The 23,705-nt window shown below is 42.1% G+C and carries 20 protein-coding genes, 2 tRNA genes and 1 other RNA gene; 22 read left to right on the plus strand and 1 reads right to left on the minus strand.

Translation table 11 applies throughout. From position 1 onward, the window contains the following. The first annotated feature begins 10 nt into the window (after positions 1 to 10). The 8 genes from murI (at position 11) to NFR88_RS13420 (ending at position 7,504) form a co-directional block, all read left to right on the plus strand. Complete coding sequence (gene murI, locus NFR88_RS13385) at positions 11 to 823, plus strand: glutamate racemase (RefSeq protein WP_160202647.1); 813 nt, start codon at positions 11 to 13, stop codon at positions 821 to 823. 20 nt (positions 824 to 843) lie between these two features. Next, positions 844 to 1,377 (plus strand): hypothetical protein, encoded by a 534-nt coding sequence (locus NFR88_RS13390; RefSeq protein WP_251616675.1) that lies wholly within the window; start codon positions 844 to 846, stop codon positions 1,375 to 1,377. A gap of 310 nt (positions 1,378 to 1,687) precedes the next feature. After that, positions 1,688 to 1,900 (plus strand): hypothetical protein, encoded by a 213-nt coding sequence (locus tag NFR88_RS13395; RefSeq protein WP_160202645.1) that lies wholly within the window; start codon positions 1,688 to 1,690, stop codon positions 1,898 to 1,900. A gap of 594 nt (positions 1,901 to 2,494) precedes the next feature. Beyond that, the gene (gene rarD, locus NFR88_RS13400) at positions 2,495 to 3,388 is read left to right on the plus strand and encodes an EamA family transporter RarD (protein ID WP_251616682.1); all 894 of its coding nucleotides are present in this window, start codon (positions 2,495 to 2,497) and stop codon (positions 3,386 to 3,388) included. 3 nt (positions 3,389 to 3,391) lie between these two features. Beyond that, positions 3,392 to 4,489: a YkvI family membrane protein gene (locus tag NFR88_RS13405; protein ID WP_251616683.1), complete on the plus strand. Its 1,098-nt coding sequence runs from the start codon at positions 3,392 to 3,394 to the stop codon at positions 4,487 to 4,489. Further along, on the plus strand, positions 4,464 to 5,408 hold the full coding sequence (locus tag NFR88_RS13410) for an MBL fold metallo-hydrolase (protein WP_161908527.1): 945 nt from the start codon (positions 4,464 to 4,466) through the stop codon (positions 5,406 to 5,408). The genes NFR88_RS13405 and NFR88_RS13410 overlap by 26 nt, the downstream gene beginning before the upstream one ends. Positions 5,409 to 5,424: 16 nt before the next feature. Then, positions 5,425 to 6,597 carry a M20 family metallopeptidase gene (locus NFR88_RS13415; RefSeq protein WP_160202641.1) on the plus strand — a complete coding sequence of 391 codons (1,173 nt, stop codon included), beginning with the start codon at positions 5,425 to 5,427 and terminating at the stop codon, positions 6,595 to 6,597. 1 nt (position 6,598) lies between these two features. Beyond that, entirely contained in the window at positions 6,599 to 7,504 is a 906-nt protein-coding gene (locus NFR88_RS13420) for an alpha/beta hydrolase family protein (protein WP_251616685.1), read from the plus strand. Positions 7,505 to 7,516: 12 nt separating this feature from the next. Here the strand turns inward: NFR88_RS13420 and ssrS are convergent. Next, a non-coding RNA gene (gene ssrS / locus NFR88_RS13425) (6S RNA) lies at positions 7,517 to 7,695 on the minus strand. A gap of 154 nt (positions 7,696 to 7,849) precedes the next feature. Here ssrS and NFR88_RS13430 point away from each other — a divergent pair. The 14 genes from NFR88_RS13430 (at position 7,850) to hisS (ending at position 23,702) form a co-directional block, all read left to right on the plus strand. Next, positions 7,850 to 8,371: a hypothetical protein gene (locus tag NFR88_RS13430; RefSeq protein WP_251616687.1), complete on the plus strand. Its 522-nt coding sequence runs from the start codon at positions 7,850 to 7,852 to the stop codon at positions 8,369 to 8,371. 61 nt (positions 8,372 to 8,432) lie between these two features. Further along, a complete protein-coding gene (locus NFR88_RS13435; RefSeq protein WP_161908523.1) occupies positions 8,433 to 8,756 on the plus strand; it encodes a hypothetical protein in 324 nt (107 codons plus the stop codon). Positions 8,757 to 8,952: 196 nt separating this feature from the next. Further along, positions 8,953 to 9,741: a formate/nitrite transporter family protein gene (locus NFR88_RS13440; protein WP_160202638.1), complete on the plus strand. Its 789-nt coding sequence runs from the start codon at positions 8,953 to 8,955 to the stop codon at positions 9,739 to 9,741. 126 nt (positions 9,742 to 9,867) lie between these two features. After that, positions 9,868 to 12,537, plus strand: coding sequence for a DNA polymerase I (gene polA / locus NFR88_RS13445; RefSeq protein WP_251616696.1), 2,670 nt, complete (start codon positions 9,868 to 9,870; stop codon positions 12,535 to 12,537). Positions 12,538 to 12,546: 9 nt separating this feature from the next. Then, positions 12,547 to 13,149, plus strand: coding sequence for a dephospho-CoA kinase (coaE, locus tag NFR88_RS13450; RefSeq protein ID WP_160202636.1), 603 nt, complete (start codon positions 12,547 to 12,549; stop codon positions 13,147 to 13,149). Next, complete coding sequence (locus NFR88_RS13455; RefSeq protein ID WP_251616699.1) at positions 13,133 to 14,770, plus strand: ABC transporter substrate-binding protein; 1,638 nt, start codon at positions 13,133 to 13,135, stop codon at positions 14,768 to 14,770. The genes coaE and NFR88_RS13455 overlap by 17 nt, the downstream gene beginning before the upstream one ends. Positions 14,771 to 14,847: 77 nt before the next feature. Then, positions 14,848 to 14,929, plus strand: a tRNA-Leu gene (locus tag NFR88_RS13460). A 97-nt stretch (positions 14,930 to 15,026) separates the two neighbouring features. Further along, positions 15,027 to 15,113, plus strand: a tRNA-Leu gene (locus tag NFR88_RS13465). A gap of 37 nt (positions 15,114 to 15,150) precedes the next feature. Continuing rightward, complete coding sequence (gene yajC, locus NFR88_RS13470) at positions 15,151 to 15,546, plus strand: preprotein translocase subunit YajC (RefSeq protein ID WP_160202634.1); 396 nt, start codon at positions 15,151 to 15,153, stop codon at positions 15,544 to 15,546. Positions 15,547 to 15,845: 299 nt separating this feature from the next. Next, positions 15,846 to 18,095, plus strand: coding sequence for a protein translocase subunit SecD (gene secD / locus NFR88_RS13475; protein ID WP_251616702.1), 2,250 nt, complete (start codon positions 15,846 to 15,848; stop codon positions 18,093 to 18,095). A gap of 48 nt (positions 18,096 to 18,143) precedes the next feature. After that, positions 18,144 to 20,342, plus strand: coding sequence for a RelA/SpoT family protein (locus NFR88_RS13480; RefSeq protein ID WP_251616704.1), 2,199 nt, complete (start codon positions 18,144 to 18,146; stop codon positions 20,340 to 20,342). 111 nt (positions 20,343 to 20,453) lie between these two features. Beyond that, positions 20,454 to 21,074 carry an MBL fold metallo-hydrolase gene (locus NFR88_RS13485; protein ID WP_161908517.1) on the plus strand — a complete coding sequence of 207 codons (621 nt, stop codon included), beginning with the start codon at positions 20,454 to 20,456 and terminating at the stop codon, positions 21,072 to 21,074. 49 nt (positions 21,075 to 21,123) lie between these two features. Continuing rightward, positions 21,124 to 22,461: a coproporphyrinogen dehydrogenase HemZ gene (gene hemZ / locus NFR88_RS13490; RefSeq protein ID WP_251616707.1), complete on the plus strand. Its 1,338-nt coding sequence runs from the start codon at positions 21,124 to 21,126 to the stop codon at positions 22,459 to 22,461. Next, positions 22,449 to 23,702, plus strand: a complete 1,254-nt coding sequence (gene hisS / locus NFR88_RS13495) for a histidine--tRNA ligase (RefSeq protein WP_251616710.1) — start codon at positions 22,449 to 22,451, stop codon at positions 23,700 to 23,702. Before hemZ ends, hisS begins: the two co-directional genes overlap by 13 nt. The last annotated feature ends 3 nt before the right edge of the window (positions 23,703 to 23,705 follow it).

Raw genomic sequence — 23,705 nt, forward strand, 5'->3', positions numbered from 1 at the left:
AATAGTATAGATGGATAACAGACCAATCGGTTTTTTTGATTCGGGACTGGGTGGACTTACCAGTATTCCCCATATAATGCGCGAGCTGCCGAAAGAGAGGATTATCTTCTTTGGTGATACGGCAAGAACGCCTTATGGCTCCAAGTCGCCGGACACCATCAGGCAGTTTACTATGCAAATCGGAGATTTTTTGATTAAGCAGGGCGTCAAGATGATTGTGATTGCTTGTAATACGGTGAGTGCGACCTGTGTTGAGGATTTGCGAAAGGCTTATCCTGATATTCCGGTCATCGGCGTCATTTCACCGACAGCAAAGGTAATTGCAAACAAGTGCAATATGAACGATCACATTGGAATCATCGCAACAAAAGTGACGGTTAAGTCCAATGCCTATGAGCAGAAGATCAATGAGAAGCACCCGGGACTTAAGCTTTATTCCAAGGCTTGTCCTGCCTTTGTGCCGCTAATTGAGGAGGGAATTATCGACAATGAGATTATGGACCTTACCGTCAAGTATTATTTAGATGATTTTATCAGGGAGAATCAGATTAACCGTCTGGTTCTGGGGTGTACACACTATCCGCTGATTAGTGACAATCTGAAGCGGATTTATCCGGAACTTCGCATAATCAGTTCTTCCAAAGAAGTGGCAACAGCTGTGCATATTGAGCTGGAAAAAAGAGAAATGTTTGCTGCAGAAAGGGAAGGCGAGAATGTATTTTATGCCAGCGACCTTTCGGAAAACTTTGTCAACATGATCCAGAACATTCTGGGCAGGCAAAAAGAAGAACTGAACATTCGATTTAAGAATTTGGATATTTAAAGAAAAGTAGGTAGGATACGATGGATAAAGAGGAATTATTTGCACTTTTAGATATTGAGGCTGGCGCAGAATTTGAATACTTTGAGAATTTTGCTGATTTTGTAGAACACGAGGGTCTCATCGATAGCGACGCAGTCTATGAACTGATCACTGATGTGGATATGAAGACCTTTGCGGAACTCTGTGAAAGCTATTTTTACGAAACTTTGGAGAATGTGCCGGGAGATCAGATTGACCTGTATAACTTGCTTGAAAATATTAAGCGTGTGTTGGTAGGACTTTCTGAAGCTGTTCGCAAGGGTGAGGACAATGCAGAGCTGAACCTGGCGGACGAGTTTAATCGGTTCAGACTTTGGTATTCCTCCGAAAGTGAAGTGGAGGTAAGGAAAGTGCCGTCGGGTGAAACATCCTTTGTTCCGGTCCGGGATGCTCTAGCCGACGCCAGACTGGAAAAACTCAACGGAGAAGAGTATCTCTATGATTTTTCAAACGCGTTCAGCTATGAAGTAGAGGAATTTATGATGACTTACGCTGATCTTGCTGAGGAGAATTAGTACCTATCGCAGATTTTTACCGAAAAGGTACGAAAGTACTGCATTTGTTTCATTCAAAATATAGAAATTGAGGAAATAATTTCTATATTTTGGATGTTTATATGTAAATGAAAGCGTAAAAGTCTAAAAAACATGACTGAATTTCACTTTTATCGCCAGAAATCTTTTCGTTAGTAAAAAATAACCCCGAATTTTTAGTACCTTTTCTGGAAAAATCGGTGAAAAGTACTAATGCTGAGGGTTAGTATCTTTCAGTAACCAATAGAAAGCTTCCCGCATATGATGAAATAAAACATAAGGGAGGTTTTTTATGGGAGACTTCAGAAATGACTGCTGCGAACCGTGTGAACCGTGCTGTGAGCCGGCGCCGGAATGCTGCTGCGTGAGACCGCAGAACAATTGCTGCTGCAATAACGACAGCGGAAGTGGTCTGGGTATACTTATTTTACTGGTTGTGTTGTATTTTCTGTTTTGTGGAAATGACAACAACCGAGGCGGAGGCCTCTTTGGAGGACTGTTCTAAACAAAATCAAAATCCCCCATACTTTGGTAGATGGGGGATTTTTTGTGTGGCTATAAGGAAGCGAATCTGTTCAAGCATGCGAAATCCTAAGAATTCTCTTAGAAACGACAAATTTGACCGCACAGCAGCCAAAAACAGCCTTTGCGGTCATTTGTAAAAAATGTGTGAAGCCTAAAATGACCGCAAACCCGTCATTTAGACTAATTACGGTCATAAAAGGATGATAAACAGATTTGCACAAAGAAAATTCATCTGGTTGAGAGAAATTCAGGGTAGTCTTATCTGCAGATTTGGAAAATATTGTAATATTTTTGAATAATAAACATGTCGTTGCGTCATATAGAGCCGACAAATGATAAGTTTTGACCGTATTGATTCAAAACTAACCGGTTACGGCCAGAAATGCTGTAACCGGATTCTCTAATCTGACCGCATGATACCAATTTACGGTCTGTGCGGTCAAATAACCAGTTTCCGAAATAGAAGTCTCTTTCCATGCGCCACCATATGTAGCATTTGAACAAACTCTTGAAAATTCAACGATTCGATGATAAAATATTATGTTAGATTATAGAAAGAATGCAAGGAGAATTTATGGACAAGAGGAACTATAGAATCGGCTTAACCAGCGCTATCGGCTGCGCCATTGTTTGGGGACTTCTTCCCATTTACTGGAACAGTCTGAAACCTATTCCATCAGGGGTGATTATTTTTTACAGAATTGTACTGATGGCGGTGGTATGCTTTATTGCATGTGCATTTCAGTATGGGCCAAAGAATGTGTTTAAACCCATGTTTGAGAGTAAAAAAAGTCTGCTGACTTATATTATAGCGGGCATTATTATCACGATTAACTGGAGCATCTATATCTGGGCAGTTAATGCAGGGCAGGTCATTCAGACCAGCATGGGATATTTTTTGGAACCGCTGGTGGTTTGCCTTTTTGGTGTGGTGATTTATAAAGAGAAGATTAACAATTGGAAGAAAATATCGGTATGTTTTGCTGTCTGCGGGCTTTTGGTCATGATTATTGGATATAAGCAGGTGCCTCTGATTGCAGTAGGTCTGGGCCTTTCCTTTGCGATTTATGCAGCAATTAAAAAGAGCGTCAGCGCTGCTCCGCTGCAGTCGCTCCTTTATGAGACGATTTTTCTGGCACCGGTTGCGCTGGGCTTTGTCTGCTACTATGAGAATGCAGGAGTCGGCGCGCTGACAGCAGGAAGCGGCAAGTTTATCCTGCTAATGTTTGCAGGAATTGCAACGGCAGTTCCTCTGGCACTGTTTTCCTTTGCGGCAAGTAAGCTGCCGCTGATTACAGTGGGGCTGACCGAGTACATATCTCCATCCATTTCATTGATTTTAGGAATTTTCCTCTTCAAAGAGGCATTTGATACAATTCAGTTTAGTGCGTTTGCTATCATCTGGATTGGACTGATTTTCTTTACCTATGGTGAAATCAGCGATAACAAAAATAAAGCGGAGGAATAGATTATGGAAGATAAAAAGCTAAATCTTTTTAATGTGGCTGCTCTTTATGTAGGAACCATCATGGGCGCAGGCTTTGCGTCAGGGCGAGAAGGCTGGCAGTTTTTCGGTGTGTTTGGTGCAAAGGGATACATCGGAATAACCATTGCAGGAATTCTGTTTATGGGGATTGGTATGATGGTGGCATACATCGCTCGTTCGCTGGATACTGCGGATATGGGGCGTATTATCGTGTTTTCAGATAATCCGAAGCTGACAGGTGCTGTAGGTTATTTCATGGCGGCGATTTTATATACTATTATCGTGTCCATGTCGGCAGCCGGCGGTTCTTTCCTCGCACAGCAGTTTGGCATTCATCAGGCAGTGGGTGGTATCATTATCGTCATCATGGTAATATTCACCGTACTGGGCAGTTTTGAAAGAGTATCTAAAATCTTCAAATACACTGCGCCGGTGCTCTTTGCCATTGATATCGTGCTGTGCATTACAGTGATTTTATCAGATATAGAGCAGAGCGGCGCGACGGGTGGATTTCCGGTCAGTGCTATGGCGCCTAACTGGTTTTTGGCGGCATTTCTGTTTATTTCATATAATATGCTAGGCATGATTCCAATTGTGGCGTCTTCTTCTGTTAACGCCAAAGATAAGAAGAGCGGCGTTCTTGGAGCTGGTGCTGGCGGTTTCATGCTGGCGCTTTTGACTGTGCTTCTGATTACGGCACTTCGCAAGGATATGGCGTTCACGCAGAATATGGATTTGCCAATGCTGGCATACTCTGCCAGACTGCATCCGGCAGCTAACATTGCATTCGGTGCAGTGTTGTTTCTTGCAATTTATTCTGCAGCAACCAGCACATATTATGGCTTTTCAACTAAGATTAAGGAGACGCCTATAAAAAAATATATTCTCATTGGCGGTGCGTTTATTGGCTTTGGCTGCGGTCTCAGCGGATTTAAAACCATCGTTGCGTACCTTTATCCAATAGAAGGCTATATTGGATTTTTAATTATCCTGATGATCTGCATAAATTTCATCAAGGTTTACATAGAAAATCACAGAAAGAAGGGAATTTCAAGTGATGGAGATACTGAAAAAGAAGAGTGACCAGATTGTGGAATTTCCCGGTCATGACAGATTTAATTATCCGGAAAATATTGTACGTGTGACATCCGGTCATGGCGGTGAAAGCCTTCTGATTTTTGGGCCTCAAAAAACAGTTCTATATGACTGTGGTATGGCATACTGCCACGAGGGGCTTATCACGAATATTGAGGAGGCGCTTTTAGCACGAGGCAGAGAAACTGTGGATTATGTACTGGTGTCTCATTCTCATTATGACCATATCGGTGCGCTCCCTTATATTATAAAAAGGTGGATGGAGGTAACGGTTTGCGGCGCAGCAAAGGCAAAGTCGGTCTTTGAAAGCGATGGTGCAAAAAAGACGATGCTTCGCCTTGGAAATGCTGCCAGAGATGTCTTTGCGCCGGGTACAGAATCGGTGCTGGTTGAGCCTTTGCGCATTGATAGGATTCTTTGCGAAGGAGATAAAATCGACCTCGGAGATGACGAATATTTCTACGTACTGGAAACAAAGGGACATACAGACTGTTCCTTGACCTATGTGCTGGAACCCCAAGGCTTGATGTTCGCTTCTGAAAGCACAGGCGTTTTCATCAATCCGGACAACATGCATACGGCTATTTTAAAAAGCTATGAGGATACCATAGAAGCAGCGAAAAAGTGTGAAAAATACGAACCGAAACAAGTGATTTCACCTCACTATGGTATCACGCCGGACTTCTTTGCAAAGGATTATTTTTCCATGTATATTGCTTCTGCAGAGAGCGAGAGAGATTTTATCCTTTATTGGGCAGATCAGGGTTTTTCAAAAGAACAGATTATGGATAAATTTGAAGCACAATTTTGGAGTGAAGATAGAGGAAAAGAACAGCCGAAGTCGGCATTTTTTGAAAACGCCAAATATACAATCAAACATATATTGACAGTGTTCAGAGGAATCTGAAAGGAAGGAGAGCGAGATGAATTACATCGAACTAAAAGAAAGAATCTTCAAGGCAATAGAAGCGTATTATGCAGAACTTGTACATTTAAACGATGATATTGCTGATCATCCAGAGGTTTCCGGAGAGGAATATGAGACTTCCTGCAAAATTGTAGAACTTTTGCGGTCTCATGGCTATGAAACGGAGTATCCATTTTCTGGGCTGCCTACAGCGTTTAAGGGGATTTACGGTGCCAACAATCATAAGTATAAGATTGCTATTTTGACAGAATATGACGCACTGCCAGAAATTGGTCATGCATGCGGGCACTGTTTAAGTGGCTCAATCAGCGTTTTAGCTGCACTTGCAGCTAAAGATTTACAGGATGAGCTGAATGCAGATATTCATGTGATTGGAACACCAATTGAAGAGACTGACGGTGCGAAATGCGCCATGGCAGAGCGAGGTGCTTTTAACGGTTATGATATGGCAATCATGGTACATCTATATAATGGGAATCTGCTGGCTCCGAAACTGCAGTGTCTTGCCTCTTATCTGTATGAATTCCACGGCACAGCGGCACATGCTTCGGCGGCTCCCTGGGAGGGCAGAAATGCGTTCAATGCGGCACAGCTGATGTTTCATGCTGTAGATATGTTGAGACAGCATGTAAAGCCGGATGCACAGTTTCATGGAATCATTAGAAATGGAGGAGAAGCCCCGAATATTGTACCGGAAAAGGTATCTGCTGAGTTTTATATTCGGGCGCTGGATAAAAAGTATCTTCAGAAATTAATTGACCAGGTGGATTTATGTGCGGAAGGTGCAGCAATAGCCACACAGACAGCTTGGTGCAAAACTCCAACGGCTGCTACTTATGACAATATGAAAGCAAATTCAACAGGTATCGCAGCATTGGCAGAAATCTATCAGGAGCTTGGACTTGAACTGAATGGAGACAGTGAAAAAATATTTGGTTCTTCTGATGCAGGTAATGTCAGCTATGTTTGTCCGGGATTCCATCCTTGTCTGCAGGTAACTGAACCTAATGTGCCAATTCACACAAGAGGGTTTGCTGAAGCTATGAAGACAGACAGGGCTCATCAGGCACTCCGTGATGGAGCAAAAATTATTGCACTGCAGATTGCAAAGATATTCAGTGATGAAGAAAAAATAAAGGCTATGAAGGAAGATTTCGATAGAAACTAAGATGATGAAACAGAAAGTAACAATCCTGCTTCTAATGCTTTTTTTAACAGGCTCTCTATGGGCTTTGACAGGCTGTGAGTCTAAGAATCAGGGCATTTGTACTCTTGACGTGATGATTAAAAATGAGGAAGAAACTTACACTAAGGCGCAGATTGTCATACCGGAAAACTGGGAGGAGGAGAAACTGCCGCTGGTATTTTTGAGCCACGGTTTTCATGGCAATATGAACAGCGCCGGTGGAAAGTATCTAGCGCAGCACCTTGCTGAAAATGGTATTGCGACGATTCGTATGGACTTTGGTCACTATGAAAAAGCGGATACTGAGACAGAGCAGACGAATCAGTATACGGTGGACACTATGGTCGCAGATCAGGTGCTCTGCACCGATTATATGGTAGCGCATTATAACGTCGACCCGGACAGAATTGGTATCTTTGGAAGAAGTCTGGGTGGCAGAGCAGCGATGTACTGTGGAAATGAACATGCAGGCGGATATGCTTACAAGGCAATGGTGCTGGTTGCGCCGGCAGGAAACGGAGACTCCTTTCAGCGTTATATGGGCGGCGCAAAGAACTGGGAGAAGTTCAAAAGAGAAGCGAGGGAGAAAGGCAGCGTGACTCATCAGAAAGTGATACTGACACCGGAGTTTTTTCGCTCTATTGAAGATTACGTGCCGTCGGAAACCGGATATAAATTTCAAGCGCCGGTTTTAGTTATCTATAATACAGAGGATTATGTGGTGCTGCCAGAGGTATCGTTGGAATGTGCCAGGTCATATGAAGATGTGAAAACCATTGAAATCACATCGGTAAAAAGTCCTCATGGTTATGAAATGGGCTTTGAGAAATCAGAAATTAAGGATATGATCTTTGATGAGATTACGAAGTTTTATCTGGAAAATCTGTGATTTTAGAAAAAGAAAAAACCCAGAAAGCTCCGTCAGGATATAATTGACGCCCTATCTATTGATAGGTGGGTATCCTGCCGGGGCTTTTGTCTTCCACTCTATGGAGGCTTGACATTGGCTCCCTGGACCCGGATTCCCGTTGCGAAAGTGTAGGTTCAATTATGAATCCTTAACGCGAGTTCTAGGCTACTATTATTATACCGCATTTTCCTTTCGATAGCACTATAAAATTTTGCCAGTCGGTGTTCTTTTTTTTGAACTTATCATTGTGAAGTTATTATAAATATATTGACATTCAGAATTAAATGCGATATGATTAAAATAATTAAATAATTTGCAAATTTTATGAATATAAAGAAAGGAGAGAAAAATGAAAAAACAATTAAGAGAGTAATGCCATTATTATTAATTTTGTTACTTGGCACAAGTAACAGTATTTATGCAGAAACCAAAGAAGTTACTTCGGATGGTATCACTTCGGAAACAATTGTTGAAGGACTTAGTGTATTTAGTGGGGAAGCCGATGATATAATGGTGGGAAGGCATTATACCGAAAAAGTAGAGATAGAGAAAGACAGACGGTCAAATGAGTATGTTTACCCCGCAGGTCAAAATAGTACGAATGCTACAAAGCGAGCTTTTTGCTATTCGGAGAAACATTATATTGTTTATCAAAGAAGAGTTGGTAATTCAACATATAAACGCAAATTGTATGATGAATATCATACTACTTGGAAGGGACAATGGAGAAAAAAGATTGACAATAGTTATTCAGAATGGTTTGATCATCCTGATTATCCTAAACAAAGTGAAGTTTCACGGGAGAGATCACCACTTTTGACTATTCTAAGTATAATGGGCGCCTAATAACATTTAAAACTTTCCTGTGCATGACAAGTAGATAATATAGGAAAAAAGGGGGATTATGATGAGTATTTTTATATTCTTAGTGATGATAATTGTAATTTCTTTAACAGTACTTCGTTACTATTTAACAAAAAATAGCGAAGAACAAAGGGGAGAAGAGGAGCCATCTCTTAAAGAACTGATGCTAATGGGCGTTTCTGCACCATCTGAACAGAAAGTGGTAGCAACAACCAAGAACTCTAAAAAGTCATTTTGGGAAAAGGTTTACTCAGGAGAAGGTCCTCAGCCTAAATATATGCGTCATATAGCCAAGCAGGAAAGACTTAGATGTATAGAGGCAGCAAAATTAGCAGAAAGTAAGGAAAAGAAAGAAAAAAATATATAGGTATTCATCTGCAGTGGATTAAAAGGGAATATTAGTTTTTAAACTCATAGAAATATTTTCTTATACTATGGAAAAGTAGAGAGGAAACTCGCTACTTTTCTTTTTTGTTTCTTTTTTTGAACCTGTAAAGTTATTGACTATTGAGTAAAAGTTGCTATAATTATAAAGTCTATAGATAATGAAAGAAGGAAGTTTTATGTCACAGAAAAATCCACAGCAAATTTTAGAAGCGACGATTGATTCTGCCGTAAAGAAGACGGGCTATTCAGTGAAACAGCTGATACTTTTAGGTCTTATGGCAGGTTTTTTTATTGCAATCGCAGGAGCTGGCGCTAATATGGGTGCATACCGGTTTTTGTCAGAACCTCTGACAAACGGAATCGGAAAAATGGTCTCTGGTGTAATTTTCCCGGCGGGACTGATGATGGTAGTCTTTGCAGGGGCGGAGCTTTTTACTGGTAATAACCTTATGCTGGCAGCTGTTTTGGACAGAAAGATTTCTGCAGGCGCCATGTTGAAAAACTGGGTGATTGTTTACCTTGCTAATCTGATTGGCTCTATGGTGGTGGCATGGATGGTTGCTTATTCAGGACTTCTCGGAACAGGTGACGGCATGCTTACAGATGTGACCATTTCTATCGCATCTTCAAAAATGGCACTGCCTTTTGGACAGGCCTTTGTGAGAGGAATTTTATGTAATTTTCTGGTATGTATTGCGGTCTGGATGGGAAACGGCGCTGATTCCACTGTAGGTAAAATCTTTTCACTGTTCTTTCCAATCTGGCTTTTCGTTACAGCAGGGTTTGAACACAGCGTCGCCAATATGTTCTTCATCCCGGCAGGGATTTTTGCAGGAGGCGCACAGGTAGGTATTACGTGGAGCGGGTTCTTTGTAAATAACCTGATTCCAGTGACACTTGGAAATATTTTAGGGGGCAGCGTCTTTGTCTCAGGTATTTATTATCTAGCGCTGAAGAAAAAATAGACTATTACATAATTTGGAAACTCCGTTAGAATTTGCGGAGTTTTTTCTTTCACAAAACCCTTGCTTGTAAAAAAGCACATTCTGCATTATACTAAAAAGGAATACAGAAACGAAAAGGAAAGACATATGGGAAACAGAATTGTCATTATTGACGGAAACAGTTTAATAAACAGGGCGTATTATGCGATGCAGCGCCCGATGATTACAAAAGAAGGAATTTATACCCAAGGAATTTATGGGTTTATCAATATGCTGACGAAAATCCAGGGTGACTATGCTCCGGATTATATGGCCGTGGCATGGGATATGAAAGCGCCGACCTTCAGACATCAGGAGTATAGTGAGTATAAGGCAGGACGAAAGAAAATGCCGCCAGAGCTTGCAATGGAACTTCCTCTGATGAAAGATATTTTGACCGCAATGGGTATTACCAATCTGGAAACTCCCGGCTTTGAAGCGGATGATATTATTGGAACTATTGCTAGAATCGGGGAAGAGGAAGGTTTGGCTCCGCTGATTATCACAGGCGATAAGGATGCGCTGCAGCTTGCAACTGATGTAACGCAGGTTTTAATTACCAAAAAAGGGATTTCCGAATTTGAACTTTATGACAGAGAGAAGATGATCGAACGTTATCAGCTGACACCAGAGCAGTTTATCGACCTGAAAGGTCTGATGGGTGATCAGTCTGACAATATACCGGGCATTCCGGGTGTTGGAGAGAAGACCGGCATTAAGCTTCTGACACAGTTTGGCAGTATAGCAAACTTACTTGCAAATACGGAGGAAATTGCAAATGTAAAGCTTAGGGCAAAAGTGGAAGAGCATGCACAGCTTGCCGCTATGAGCAGAAGACTTGCGACTATTAACAAATACGTGCCAATTGAGATTGATTTGGAATCCATGAAAACAAAAGAGCCGGATTATACTGCCCTGATTAACCTCTATGTAAAACTGGAATTCAATAGTTTTTTGAAAAAACTGCATATCAAGGAGACTGCTGATATCACCTCCGATTTTACCGAAGATGAGGCAGATTATACTAGAATTACCGTACAGTCGCTAGCGGATATGCAGCTGCTTGATGAAGTGACAGCTGGAAGCGAAGCAATTCTAAAAATCTTTAGCGACAACAATCACGTGGAAAAACCAATCATTTATGGCGCAGGGTTTATATGCGACAAGAAATATTATTACGTAAACTTATCGGATGACCGATTCCTGACAGCCTTCTTACAGTTTCTGCAGAAAAAAAAGCTGCGTTTTGTAGGACATGATTTAATCCGGGATTATTATGTTTTGATGTGGAATGGTTTTTACGATGTAGTGACCGCTTTCGACACAGCTGTTGCCCAATATGTCATCGATCCGACTAAGTCCAACTATGATTTAAAAACTTTAGTCTTTGAGATTCTTCATTATGAAATGGAAGACGAGAAGTCCTTTATGGAGCAGGGCGGACAGATTGATCTTCTTGGAAACAGCGACGAAAGCTATGCAGATTATGGCTTTAAGTGGTGTCTTTCTGTTAAACAACTGAGAAAGAGTCAGCAAAGTCAGCTTGAAAAGGAAAGTCTGATACAGGTTTATGAAAAAGTAGAACTGCCGCTTGTGGAAGTTCTTGCCGCTATGGAAGCGGAGGGTTTTACTGTAAGTAAAGAAACTTTGGAAACCTTTGGAAAGCAGTTGACCTGTGAGATTGAAAAAATTGAAAATCAGATTTATGCCTTAGCAGGTACCAAATTTAACATTAAATCGCCGGTGCAGCTTGGGGAAATTCTGTTTGAAAAGCTTGAATTGCCAGCAGGAAAAAAGAGCAAACGAGGCTACAGCACCAGCGCTGATGTGCTTGAAAAAATTAGAGATTTACATCCCATTGTGGATATGGTGCTGGAATATCGGACTCTTACCAAGCTGAACAGCACCTATGTAGAAGGACTGAAACCATTGATTGGCACAGATGGCAAGATTCGGGCTCATTTTCAGCAGACAGTGACGGCGACAGGGCGTATCAGCTGCACAGAACCAAACCTGCAGAATATTCCAATTAGACAGGAACTGGGCAGAAAGCTTCGCAAGGCTTTTGTGCCTGAAAGTGAGAACTATACTCTAGTCGGTGCAGATTATTCTCAGATTGAACTTCGAATTTTGGCGCATCTTTCGGGTGATGAAAACCTGATTGCTGCATTTAACAACGGAGATGATATTCATCGGAATACAGCCGCCAGAGTATTTGGCTTGACCTACGATGAAGTAACGCCTCTTGACAGAAGCCGTGCCAAGGCAGTAAATTTTGGCGTAATCTACGGTATGAGTGGGTTCGGTCTTTCTGAGGAACTGCGGATTTCCAGAAAAGAGGCAGAAAACTATATCAGGGATTACTTTGATAAGCATCTTGCTGTAAAAGCTTATATGGACGGTCAGATTGAAAGCTGCAAAGAAAAAGGTTATACTGAGACCCTGATGGGGCGCAAGCGTTATATTCATGAGATTAATTCTTCGACTTTTATGGCTCGTCAGCTGGGAGAACGTCTTGCCATGAACAGTCCGATTCAGGGAAGTGCAGCAGATATCATTAAGCTGGCTATGATTAAGGTCTACGGCGAACTAAAGGAACGCAATATGGCTTCCAAACTGATTTTGCAGGTTCATGACGAATTGATTATCAAAACTGCAAAGGACGAGATGGAGCAGGTGAAAGAACTCCTGGTTCGCAACATGGAACATGCTATGGATTTGAAGGTAAAGCTGGAAAGTGATTTGAATCAGGGCGATACCTGGTACGATTTAAAGTAGGGGAACGCAATGAAAGTAATAGGTCTTACAGGTGGAATCGGTGCGGGGAAATCCACAGTGTCTGATTATTTGCTGGACAAGGGATTTACCGTCATTGACGCAGATAAAATTGCTCGCTCTATGACAGAGAAAGGCAGCGAAACTTTGCAGGCGCTTACTGAAGCATTTGGAGAAGATATTCTTTTTACAGACGGTTGCCTTGACCGAAAAAAGCTTGCTGCTATAGTGTTTTCCGACGAGAAAAAAAGGCTTGTTTTGGAAGAATTGACTACTAAAAAGGTGGTACAGATTATAGAGGAGAAGATTACTGGACTGCAGGAAGAAGGCTATGAAGCGCCTGTTTTTATAGATGCACCTCTGCTCTTTGAGTCCGGTGCGGACAAACTGTGTGATGCGGTCTGGCTGGTGGATGCAAGCATAGATATTAGGATACGCAGAGTGATGGCTCGTGATGACGTTACTTCTGAAGAAGTGAAGCGACGCATTCTAAATCAGATGAGCAGCAGCGAAAAAATTGCTCGTTCTACAGATATTATAGATAATTCAAAGGGAAAGGAAGCGCTCTATGAGCAGGTAGAGCGATTGTTAGAGAGATATGCTGAAACAAAATAAAGGGAATAGGAATTACAGAGTATTTGATTTTCTTCACAGACACATTATTATTATCATAATAGCTGTGGTAGTTCTCGCAGGAGGATTGTCCACCATCGCCATCGTGCGCGGCGATGTCAGTCCCTCGGAGGAAGAGCAGGAAACGGTCACTTATGAAACGATGGACAAAATTTATCTTGCTATGGACAGGGTAGAAACTTTAAATCCGCTGGTATCTGGCGACAGTGATGTGTATTATATCAGCCAGCTGTTATTCAGCAGTCTGTTTTATTTAGATGACAAACTGGGTGTAAAGTCTCAGGTGGTGGAAAGCTATAATACCAATGCGCAGGCTGGCAGCGTGTCACTGGAGCTTAGAAAAGACGTAAAATTCAGTGACGGTTCTTCGTTGACTGCCAATGACGTACGAGCAACTATAAACACAATTTTGCGTATTGGTTCTGACGGACCTTATTATGAGTACGTTTCTAAAATTGATTCGGTACAGATTTCTGATACATATGCGATGACTGTCCACTTTGAGGACCCAGCCGATGCAGCGCTGGATAATTTGGTATTTCCAATTATTTCCGCTACGAATTACGATGCAGACAGCGATAGAGTTGTGGGAAGCGGTCCCTATGCGATTAGCAGCTATGACAACACGAAGTGTTTGAATTTAAATCCTAACAAGTACTATTTTGGTGAGAAGCCGGAAAACAAACTGCGTTTTAAAGTGCTGCCGGACAAGTCCAAAACCTCGGGTCTTATGACGATGGAAGCGGTAACTGCCTATGTGAGCAGAGACCAGGACGCTGACGCTGATGCTGAAGATAAGGATTTGAATACGGAGAAGATTAGTTCAAGTGAACTTGAGTATTTGGGTTTCAATTTTAAGAATAAAGTGCTGGCAAAGAAAGAAGTCAGACAGGCTATCGCAAAAGCAATCGATGTGGAAAGTTTGATTCATGACAACTACGGAGGCTGTGGCATTTCTTCGGATTCAATCTATTTTCCGGGCTTTTTAGGTACTGAGAATAAGGGAGATACCTATGCCCAGGATTTAAAGGGCGCTTCGGATTTACTTGCTGCGGCAGGCTACCGTGATGTCAACGAAGATGGGCTTTTGGAAGATGGAGAAGGAAAAAAGGTTTCCATGACCATTTTAGTCAATGCGAATGATGGAAATCGTGAAGATACCGCAGAAAGCATTGCCGTCTCACTAAGGGAAATCGGCATTGATGTAAAGATAAAAAGTCTCGGCTGGCAGAGTTATAAAACAGCAGTCAAAGAAGGAGCGTTTGACCTGTATCTGGGCGGCTATAAATTCGATAAGAAGTTTGATTTGAGGCAACTGTTTAGCAGCGGGAATGCAATCGGCTACAAAAACACCACAGTACAGTCCTATGTCAACCAGATGGAAACCTGCCTAAGCAGAAAGAAGCAGAAAGGGATTTATGAGAAACTGAAACCAGTTCTTGCTGATGAGCTGCCGTACTACTGCCTGTGCTACAAGACTTATGCGTTTATTACAGTACCTAGATTCACCGGAGAGGAACTGCCGACTTTCTTTGACATTTACAGAGGCTGTGAAAGCTGGAGCTGGGAACGAACCATGGTGACTGAGAACGAGGAGAAATAAAAAGATAAAATAAATGCTTTACTTTTTGTGCTGTATGGTATATAATCTTTTTTGCGGTTGTGATTTAACCGCATCCTGCGGCAGTGGCGGAATGGCAGACGCGCACGGTTGAGGGCCGTGTGGGAAACCGTGCTGGTTCGAGTCCAGTTTGCCGCACCATATGAGAACTGCTGATTGTCAGCGATGATAGTCAGCAGTTCTTCTTTCAAGGAAGTATTGACGATGAACAGTCGTTATGCTAAAATATAACCAATGTGCCGGCGTGATGGAATTGGCAGACGTGCGGGATTCAAAATCCCGTGGTGGCAACACCGTATGGGTTCGACCCCCATCGCCGGCACCAATAGAAAATCCGAATTGGAGATATGTAGGAGGAACATATGAGTAACGGTGGTGGCAACGCATTTGCAATGCAGTTAATAATCCTGGTAGTTTTTATCGGTGCGATGTATTTCTTACTGATTAGACCGCAGAAGAAGAAAGAGAAAACCATACAGCAGATGAGAAACACGCTGCAGGTTGGAGATGAAATTATCACAATTGGTGGTATCTGCGGCAAGATTGTAAAGACCAAAGAAGATTCCATCGTAATTCAGGTTGGTGCTGATAAGGTTAAGTTTGAGATGATGAGATGGTCTGTTTCATCAGTTGTAAGCTCCAGTAAGAGTGCAGGTAAGTCTGCAGTTGCAGAAGATGAAGAAGAAAAGAAGGTTAAGCCTAAACGTCTGAGAAAAGCTGCTGATGTAGAAGAGCAAATTCCTGAAGATGAGAAATAAGATGGCTCTATAAGTTCATATGTATGATTAGATTAAGACTCCCTACAGTTAGGGAGTCTTTTAGCATATGTGGGGCAGGACAACTTCGTCAACTCGTTTTTCTAAACTGTAAAAAGTTTTGTCTTTAGAAAACGAATACAGAATTTTGGAAAACAGCTATCCTTTGAAGATTTGATGTTTGCCTCATAAATTAAGAATTACCCCTTGCCCAAGTTCTGAAAACGTAGTACAATAAAGAGTAAAATAAAATGCCGGTATTATGGGCAAATTTTGACTATATAGAAGGTGAGAAGAAGAAAATGAATTCAAAACTAAGAAAAATTTTAGCTAGTTTAATCATCATTGCGCTTCTTATTGGATGGTATATTTCCATCTTTGGGATTGGTTCGATAAATTCCATTAAGGACGCAATGAAGTTTGGGCTGGATATCAACGGCGGCGTCTATGTTGTTCTTGAAGCCGATGCAGAAGATATACAGGGACTTTCAGACAGTGATTTATCGCAGGTGATGGAGCAGACCAGAGCTGTTCTGAATAATCGAGTCAACGCAATGGGTATTTCCGAAGCGACTGTATCCATTGAAGGAAACGACAGACTTAGAGTAGAGATGCCTGGAGTGGAAGACGCACAGCAGGCAATCGATCAGATTGGTAAGACTGCGCAGCTTCGTTTCCTGCTTGCAGACGGCACGGAGGTACTCAGCGGCGATGAGGTAAAGAATGCTAACATCGACACTGATACAGAGAACGGCGGATATAAAATCGTTTTGGAGTTTACAAACGAAGGCTCTAAGAAGTTTGAGGAAGCGACCAGAAAAACTTCCGCAAACGAAATAACACCAAATCAGGAATTTTCTGATTTAGGAATCCGCGGACAGGCTATTATCATCATGCTGGATGATGAGATTGTAACTTCTCCAAATGCACAGACGGTTATCACCAGTACAACTTGCGAAATTACAAGTAACGGTGGTTATACGCAGGAGGATGCATCCAATACGGCAGCACTGATTCGAGGCGGTGCACTGCCTATTTCCTTAAACGAAGTAACATCTTCTGTACAGACTGCAACTATCGGTGTTAATGCACTGAACAAGAGTATTGTGGCAGGTGCTGTAGGGCTTGGACTGGTATTCCTGTTAATGCTGATCATGTACAATATCTTAGGTCTGGTTGCAGACATCGCGTTGCTGCTTTATGTACTGATTGTACTTTGGATTATGGCTGGTCTTGGAAGCGTGCTGACTCTGCCTGGCATTGCAGGTATTATTCTGTCCATCGGTATGGCAGTTGACGCAAATGTCATCATCTTTGCCAGAATTAAAGAAGAGATTGCAGCAGGAAAGACTATTAGAGTAGCCGTTTCTCAGGGCTTTAAGAATGCGCTTACTACAGTCCTTGACGCACAGATTACAACTCTGATTGCTTCTGTGGTGCTTTATGAAATTGGTTCTACAGCAGTAAAAGGCTTCGCACTGACTCTGATGATTGGTATCATCGTAAGTATCTTTACAGCCGTTGTAGTAACCCAGCTTCTCATCGGTCTGGTTGCTGACAGCAAAGCCTTTGCAAAGAACAAGTTCTTTGGCGTAAACGAAGACGGCACAGAGAAGAAACTCTTAAAGAAAGAATTCAACTTTATTAAAAATAGAAAGATTTTCTATGGAATCAGCGCAGTGATTATTATTGCAGGTCTGATATTCTCTGTAGCAAGAGGATTCAACTATGGTATTGACTTCACAGGCGGTACTATGATTCAGCTTGATATGGGCAAAAAAGTTGCAACTGAAGAAGTACAGGACGCACTTGCTGAATATAATCTGGAAGACGTATCCATTGTGCTTAGCGGAGACAATCAGGAGCAGATTATCATTAAGACAACCAATGCTCTTGACAACGACGCAAGAGGCGAGGTAATTAAGACTTTAGAAAGCAAATTTGGTGTAACCGATAAAGATGTGCTGGCTTCTGAAGAGTTTGGCCCAACAGTCGGAAAAGAACTGAAGACCAATGCAGTGAAGTCCGTGCTGATTGCAGCAATCGGCATGCTGATTTATATTATTTTCCGATTCAGATCCTGGAAATATGGTGTTGCTTCTATCGCGGGCATTGCTCACGATGTTCTGATGGTGCTTGCATTCTATGCAATCTTCAATGTAACTATTAACAATCCGTTTATCGCAGGTATTCTGACTGTAGTAGGTTACTCCATCAACGATACCATCGTTGTGTTTGACAGAATCAGAGAGAATAAGAAACTTTACAAGAAGGACAACAATCAGGTGGTAATTGACCGCAGCATCAATCAGACTTTGAACAGATCAGTCATGACATCACTGACTACTCTGATTTGCATGGTACCGCTGTTTTTGATGGTATCGACGTCTATCAGAGAATTTGTAATTCCGCTTATGGTCGGCGTTTTGGTAGGTACTTATTCCTCCATCTTCCTGTGCAGCCCGCTGTTCTATGAATTCAGCAAGAATGAAGAAAAATCCAAGTATATGATTGCAGCACAGGCAAGCGAAAAGAAGAAAAATAAGAAATAAATTAACCAAAATTAGATTAAACTGATTGCAGGAGCAGAATAGACATTAATGGAAACAAAAGCAAAATTTTTAGAAGAAATTACCAGTATCAATAAAAATTATGACACCGATTTAATAGGGCGAGCCTTTGATACGGCTCGCACCTTGCACGATGGTCAGCTTCGTAAGAGCGGAGAGCCGTATCTGATTCATCCTATTGCTGTCGCCAAGTTATTGGCGCAGCTTGGTATGGACGAGGAAACCATCGTCGGTGGGCTTTTGCATGATGTCGTTGAAGACACAGAATATACCAGAGAGCAGCTCGTATGTGACTACAGTGAAGAGATTGCTCTCTTGGTAGATGGTGTCACTAAACTGGGAAGCATAAAATTTGACAGTAAAGAAGAGGCGCAGGCGGAAAATCTCAGAAAGATGTTTCTCGCCATGTCCAAGGATATTCGCGTACTGATTATCAAGCTTGCAGACCGTTTGCACAATATGCGGACACTGCAGTTTATGCGTCCTGAGAAAAAAATTGAAAAATCCAGAGAGACTCTTGATATTTATGCGCCTCTAGCAAGTCGTCTCGGTATTTATACTGTGAAATTTGAGCTGGAAGATTTGGCGCTTTCCTATCTTCACCCGGAAGAAGTAGGAAAGCTGGAGTCTGAAGTTACTGAGAAAAAAGAGCAGAGAGAACAATTTATCAATACAGTAATAGAGGAAATTAAAGAAGCACTGGACCAGATGAACATGCACTATGATATTTCTGGACGTTCCAAACATCTTTACAGCGTATATAAAAAAATGGTACTGCAGCACAAGCAGCTGGATGAAATCTTTGACCTGACTGCAGTTCGCGTTATTGTAGAAAATGTCAGGGATTGCTACGCTGTTTTAGGTCAGGTGCACACCATGTGGAAACCTATTCCGGGTAGATTCAAAGATTATATTGCCATGCCGAAACCGAACATGTATCAGTCGCTTCATACAACGGTACTGGGCGATAACGGTGAACCGTTTGAAATTCAAATCAGAACTTACGAAATGCACAGAGTTGCGGAATATGGTATTGCTGCTCATTGGAAGTACAAAGAGGGAAATACGAAAGGCGACCAAAATCATGAGGAAATGAAGCTGGCATGGGTGAGACAGACGCTGGAATGGCAAAGTGAACTGAACGATCCAAAGGAGTTTATGGAAACTCTTAAAATGGATCTTTTTTCCAGTCAGGTTTTTGTATTTACGCCAAAGGGAGAGGTCATCGACCTGCCGGCAGGTTCTACGCCGCTGGACTTTGCCTTTAAAATTCATACAGCAGTTGGCTGTAAATGTGTTGGCGCAAAAGTAAACGGAAAAATGGTCACCATCGACCATACCTTGAATAACGGAGATATCGTTGAAATTGTCACTTCTTCGAATTCAAGCGGTCCAAGTATAGATTGGTTAAAAATTGCCAAGAGTTCTACTGCCAGAACAAAAATCAGGCAGTGGCTTAAGAAAGAAAGTAAACCGGATGACGTCTCAAGAGGAAAAGACGCACTGGATAAATATATTAGAAAGAAGGGCTTTGATCCACAGCTTGTGGGTAAATCAAGCTATCTGACAAAAGCGACCAAAGAGATGAATATCGCAACCCAAGATGAAGCTTATATGCAAATCAGTAAAGGCGCTACCATCTTAAGTAAATACGCAAATCTTCTGTTCAGCTATTTTAATGAAGATAAGAAGCTTGAGCAGAAGAGAGAAGAAAAGCAGAAAAAAATGCTGGAAAATGACGCTAAGAAGGAAAAAATGCAGCGTCACCAGCGAGAAAATCCCGGCATTATTGTCAAGGGAGCTGATAATTTGATGATTCGAGTTTCCCGGTGTTGTAATCCTGTTCCGGGGGATGATATTGTCGGATTCATCACAAAAGGCAGAGGCATTTCTGTTCACCGCAAGGACTGCTCCAATATCACTTCGCTTCCAGAAGGAGAGAAAGCAAGATTTATTGAAGTAGAATGGGAAGACCTGAAGGTCGGAAAATCCTATAATGCGGACATTTGTATTGCGGCAGGCGAGAGAAAGGGAATTTTTTCGGATATTTCCAGAGCCTGTGAAGATATGGACGTGAACATTTCCGGAGTCAATGCAAAGAGCGGAAAGGACGGCGTAGTCAATATCACTCTGACCCTGTCCATTGCCAGTACGCAGCAAATGCAGAGAGTATTGCGGACTCTGAGAAATGTCCAGAGTGTCACTAACGTTTATAGAGCAAGGAGCTAATGGACTTGCTCCAATTTACAAAGTAAATTGATGAGAAGTCCTTATGCTGTTGCACCCCAAGAGCGCAGCGATTGGCTAGGTGCAAGTCGTATAAGAAAGAGGAAAGAATATATGAACATTCTTAAATTTATTACCTGTCCGATTCAGGTAAACACCTATTTGGCTTATGATGAAACAAAGGAAGGTTTTATTGTGGATCCAGGCGGCTACAGCCCGCTGCTGACCCAAAAAGCAAAGGAAGAGAATATTGAAGTAGCATACATCATTTTGACCCATGGTCACGCTGACCACATTGGTGGTGTCGATGACTTTTTAAAGGATTTTCCGAGTGCAAAAGTGGTCGCATATGAAGCAGAGAGAGAAATGCTGATGGATTCTAACTTGAACGTTTCTCTGGAAATCTGTGGAAAACCGGTCATCGTTGATGCGGATATCTATGTGAAAGACCGAGAAAATCTAACGGTGGGAAACACTGCTCTTACCTTTATCCATACGCCGGGACACACCAAAGGCGGTATGTCCATCATTACAGATGGGGCAGTATTCAGCGGTGATACGCTGTTTCGCCAGTCCATAGGCAGAACTGATTTTTATGGTGGAGATTTTGGAGAAATCATCAATTCTATCAAGGAAAGACTTTTCGTGCTGCCGGACAACACCATGGTATATCCGGGTCATATGAGCGAAACTACGATTGGTTACGAAAAGGAGCACAATCCTTTTGTTAGATAAGATAAAGATTCAGATTTTTCATTTTGAAAAAAAATATTTATTAGAAGAAATGATCAAGATATTTCTTCGTCCTGACCAGTATGTTCTGGTTTCAGAGGATTATGTACAGCAAGATGGAGAAACGTTTCTTGTCTTTAATAAAGAAAATTTTTCTGATAAGAATCAGATTAAAAGACAGATTTACGATCAGCTATCTGCGCTGACCGGAGTATATCCCCAATGGGGGATTTTGACTGGAATCAGACCGGTAAAGCTTACTGGGGAAATCTACGAAAAAGTCGGCAGTGAAAATGCTGTGCTTCAAATCCTTATGAGCGAGTATTATTTAACAGAAGAAAAGGCGAAACTGCTGATTGAGATGTATTTCCATCAGCAGAGGACATGCGGTAAAGCTGTACCGAAGTCTGCAGGCGTTTATATCGGCATTCCATTCTGTCCGACCAGATGTGTCTATTGTTCCTTTGCATCCAATCAGGTAGCAGAGAGTGAAATCGCCAGATATTTTGAGGCGCTTTTAAAGGAAATTACCTATGTAGGAAGGCGTATGCAGGAATGCGGCATTACAGCAGAAACCATTTATATTGGCGGCGGCACGCCGACTACGCTGAGTGCAGAACAGCTTAGGATTTTGCTGCAGACGATAAAACAAAATTTCGATTTGACGGCGCTTAGGGAATTGACTGTAGAAGCAGGACGGCCAGACACTATTACATCGGAGAAGCTGATGGTGCTGAAAGAGGCAGGGGTAGATCGAATTAGCATCAACCCGCAGTCTATGCATGAAAAGACGCTGGAACGCATTGGAAGGAATCATAAGCCGGAGGATATCATCAGAGCCTTTGAAATGGCGAAGAAACACGGATTTAACAGTATTAATGCAGACCTGATTGCAGGACTTCCAGATGAATCTGCGGAAGATTTTGCTAGATCTCTGAAAGAAATTATCGCGCTTGGGCCTGACAATATTACGGTGCATTGTCTTGCGGTAAAGCGGGCGTCCCGCCTTGTGGACATTGACAAGGATTTCCACTATAAACAAGCTGATCTTGTTTCTGAGCAGCTTTCTGAAAGCAGACAAATCCTCAAGGACGCTGGCTATATACCGTATTACCTGTACAGGCAGAAGCATATGGCTGGCGCTTTTGAAAATACCGGATACTGCAAAAAAGATAAAGATTGCATTTATAATGTGCGTATTATGGACGAACATCAGACGATTATTGCCCTTGGAGCGGGAGGAATCACCAAGGTTTACTACCCGGAGGAAAACCGTCTGGAACGTGTGCCCAATGTAACCAACTATCAGGAATACATAGCGCGTATTGAAGAAATGCTGGATAGAAAAGAGAAAAATTTATTTATGGAGGTAGAAAAATGGCAATCATAGCACCAAAAGGAACGAAGGATACGTTGCCTGCACAGGTGTACAAGTGGCAGTACGTTGAGAAAAAATTCTCCGAATTCTGCGATAAATACGGCTTCAGGGAAATCAGAACGCCGGCATTTGAACACACCGAGCTGTTTAAAAGAGGTGTTGGAGACACAACCGATATCGTACAGAAAGAAATGTACACCTTCGATGACTATGCAAAGAGAAGCATTACTTTAAAACCGGAAGGAACTTCACCGGTGGCGAGAGCTTTTATTGAACACAAACACTATGCAGAAGTGCAGCCGACCAAATACTATTATATTACACCGTGTTTCCGCTATGAAAAACCGCAGTCTGGAAGACTCAGAGCCTTTCACCAATTCGGGATTGAAACCTTTGGAACTACCAATATGCTGGCTGATGCCGAGGTTATCAGCCTTGGCTATGATTTTTTACACGATATGGGAATTAAGGACGTCAAGCTAAAAATCAACAGTGTAGGCTGTCCTTCCTGCAGACAGAAACATAGGGAATCTCTGAAAAAATTCTTGGAGCCGGTTTATGACCAGCTTTGCAATACCTGCAAAGACAGATATGAGAGAAATCCGATGAGAATTTTGGATTGTAAATCGGAAATCTGTCAAGAATTAGTAAAAGATGCACCGGATATGATCGATTACCTGTGCGATGACTGCAAGACGGCGTTTACAGATGTACAGAAGAATCTGGACGCTATGGGTATCGAATATATTGTAGATCCGAGAATCGTAAGAGGGCTGGATTACTATACCAAGACAGCTTTTGAGTTTGTAACAGATAGTAACGGAACACAAGGAACCGTATGCGGAGGGGGCAGGTACGACCACCTCATCGAAGAAATTGGCGGACCTCCGATTCCTGGCGTTGGTTTTGGACTGGGTATTGAGCGTCTTTTGATGCTGATGGAGGAAAATGGCGTTGAAATTCCACAGCCGGAGCCGCTAAAAGCCTTTATCGCTGTCATGGGCGAGGATGCAAAAGCATTCGGTCTCAAACTTCTTCGCCAGCTTAGAAACAAAGGTGTGAAAGCTGAGATGGATACTCTTGCAAGAAACATCAAGGGGCAGTTTAAATATGCCGATAGACTGGGCGCACAGTACACCGTAGTCATCGGCGATAACGAACTTGCTGAAGGCGTTGTTTCTGTAAAGGAAATGGCAACATCCCAGCAGAGAGAAGTAAAATTAGAAGATCTGACAGAAGAATTAGCAAAATAGGAG

The organism is Senimuribacter intestinalis (genome assembly GCF_943192965.1).
GTDB lineage: Bacteria > Bacillota > Clostridia > Peptostreptococcales > Anaerovoracaceae > Senimuribacter > Senimuribacter intestinalis.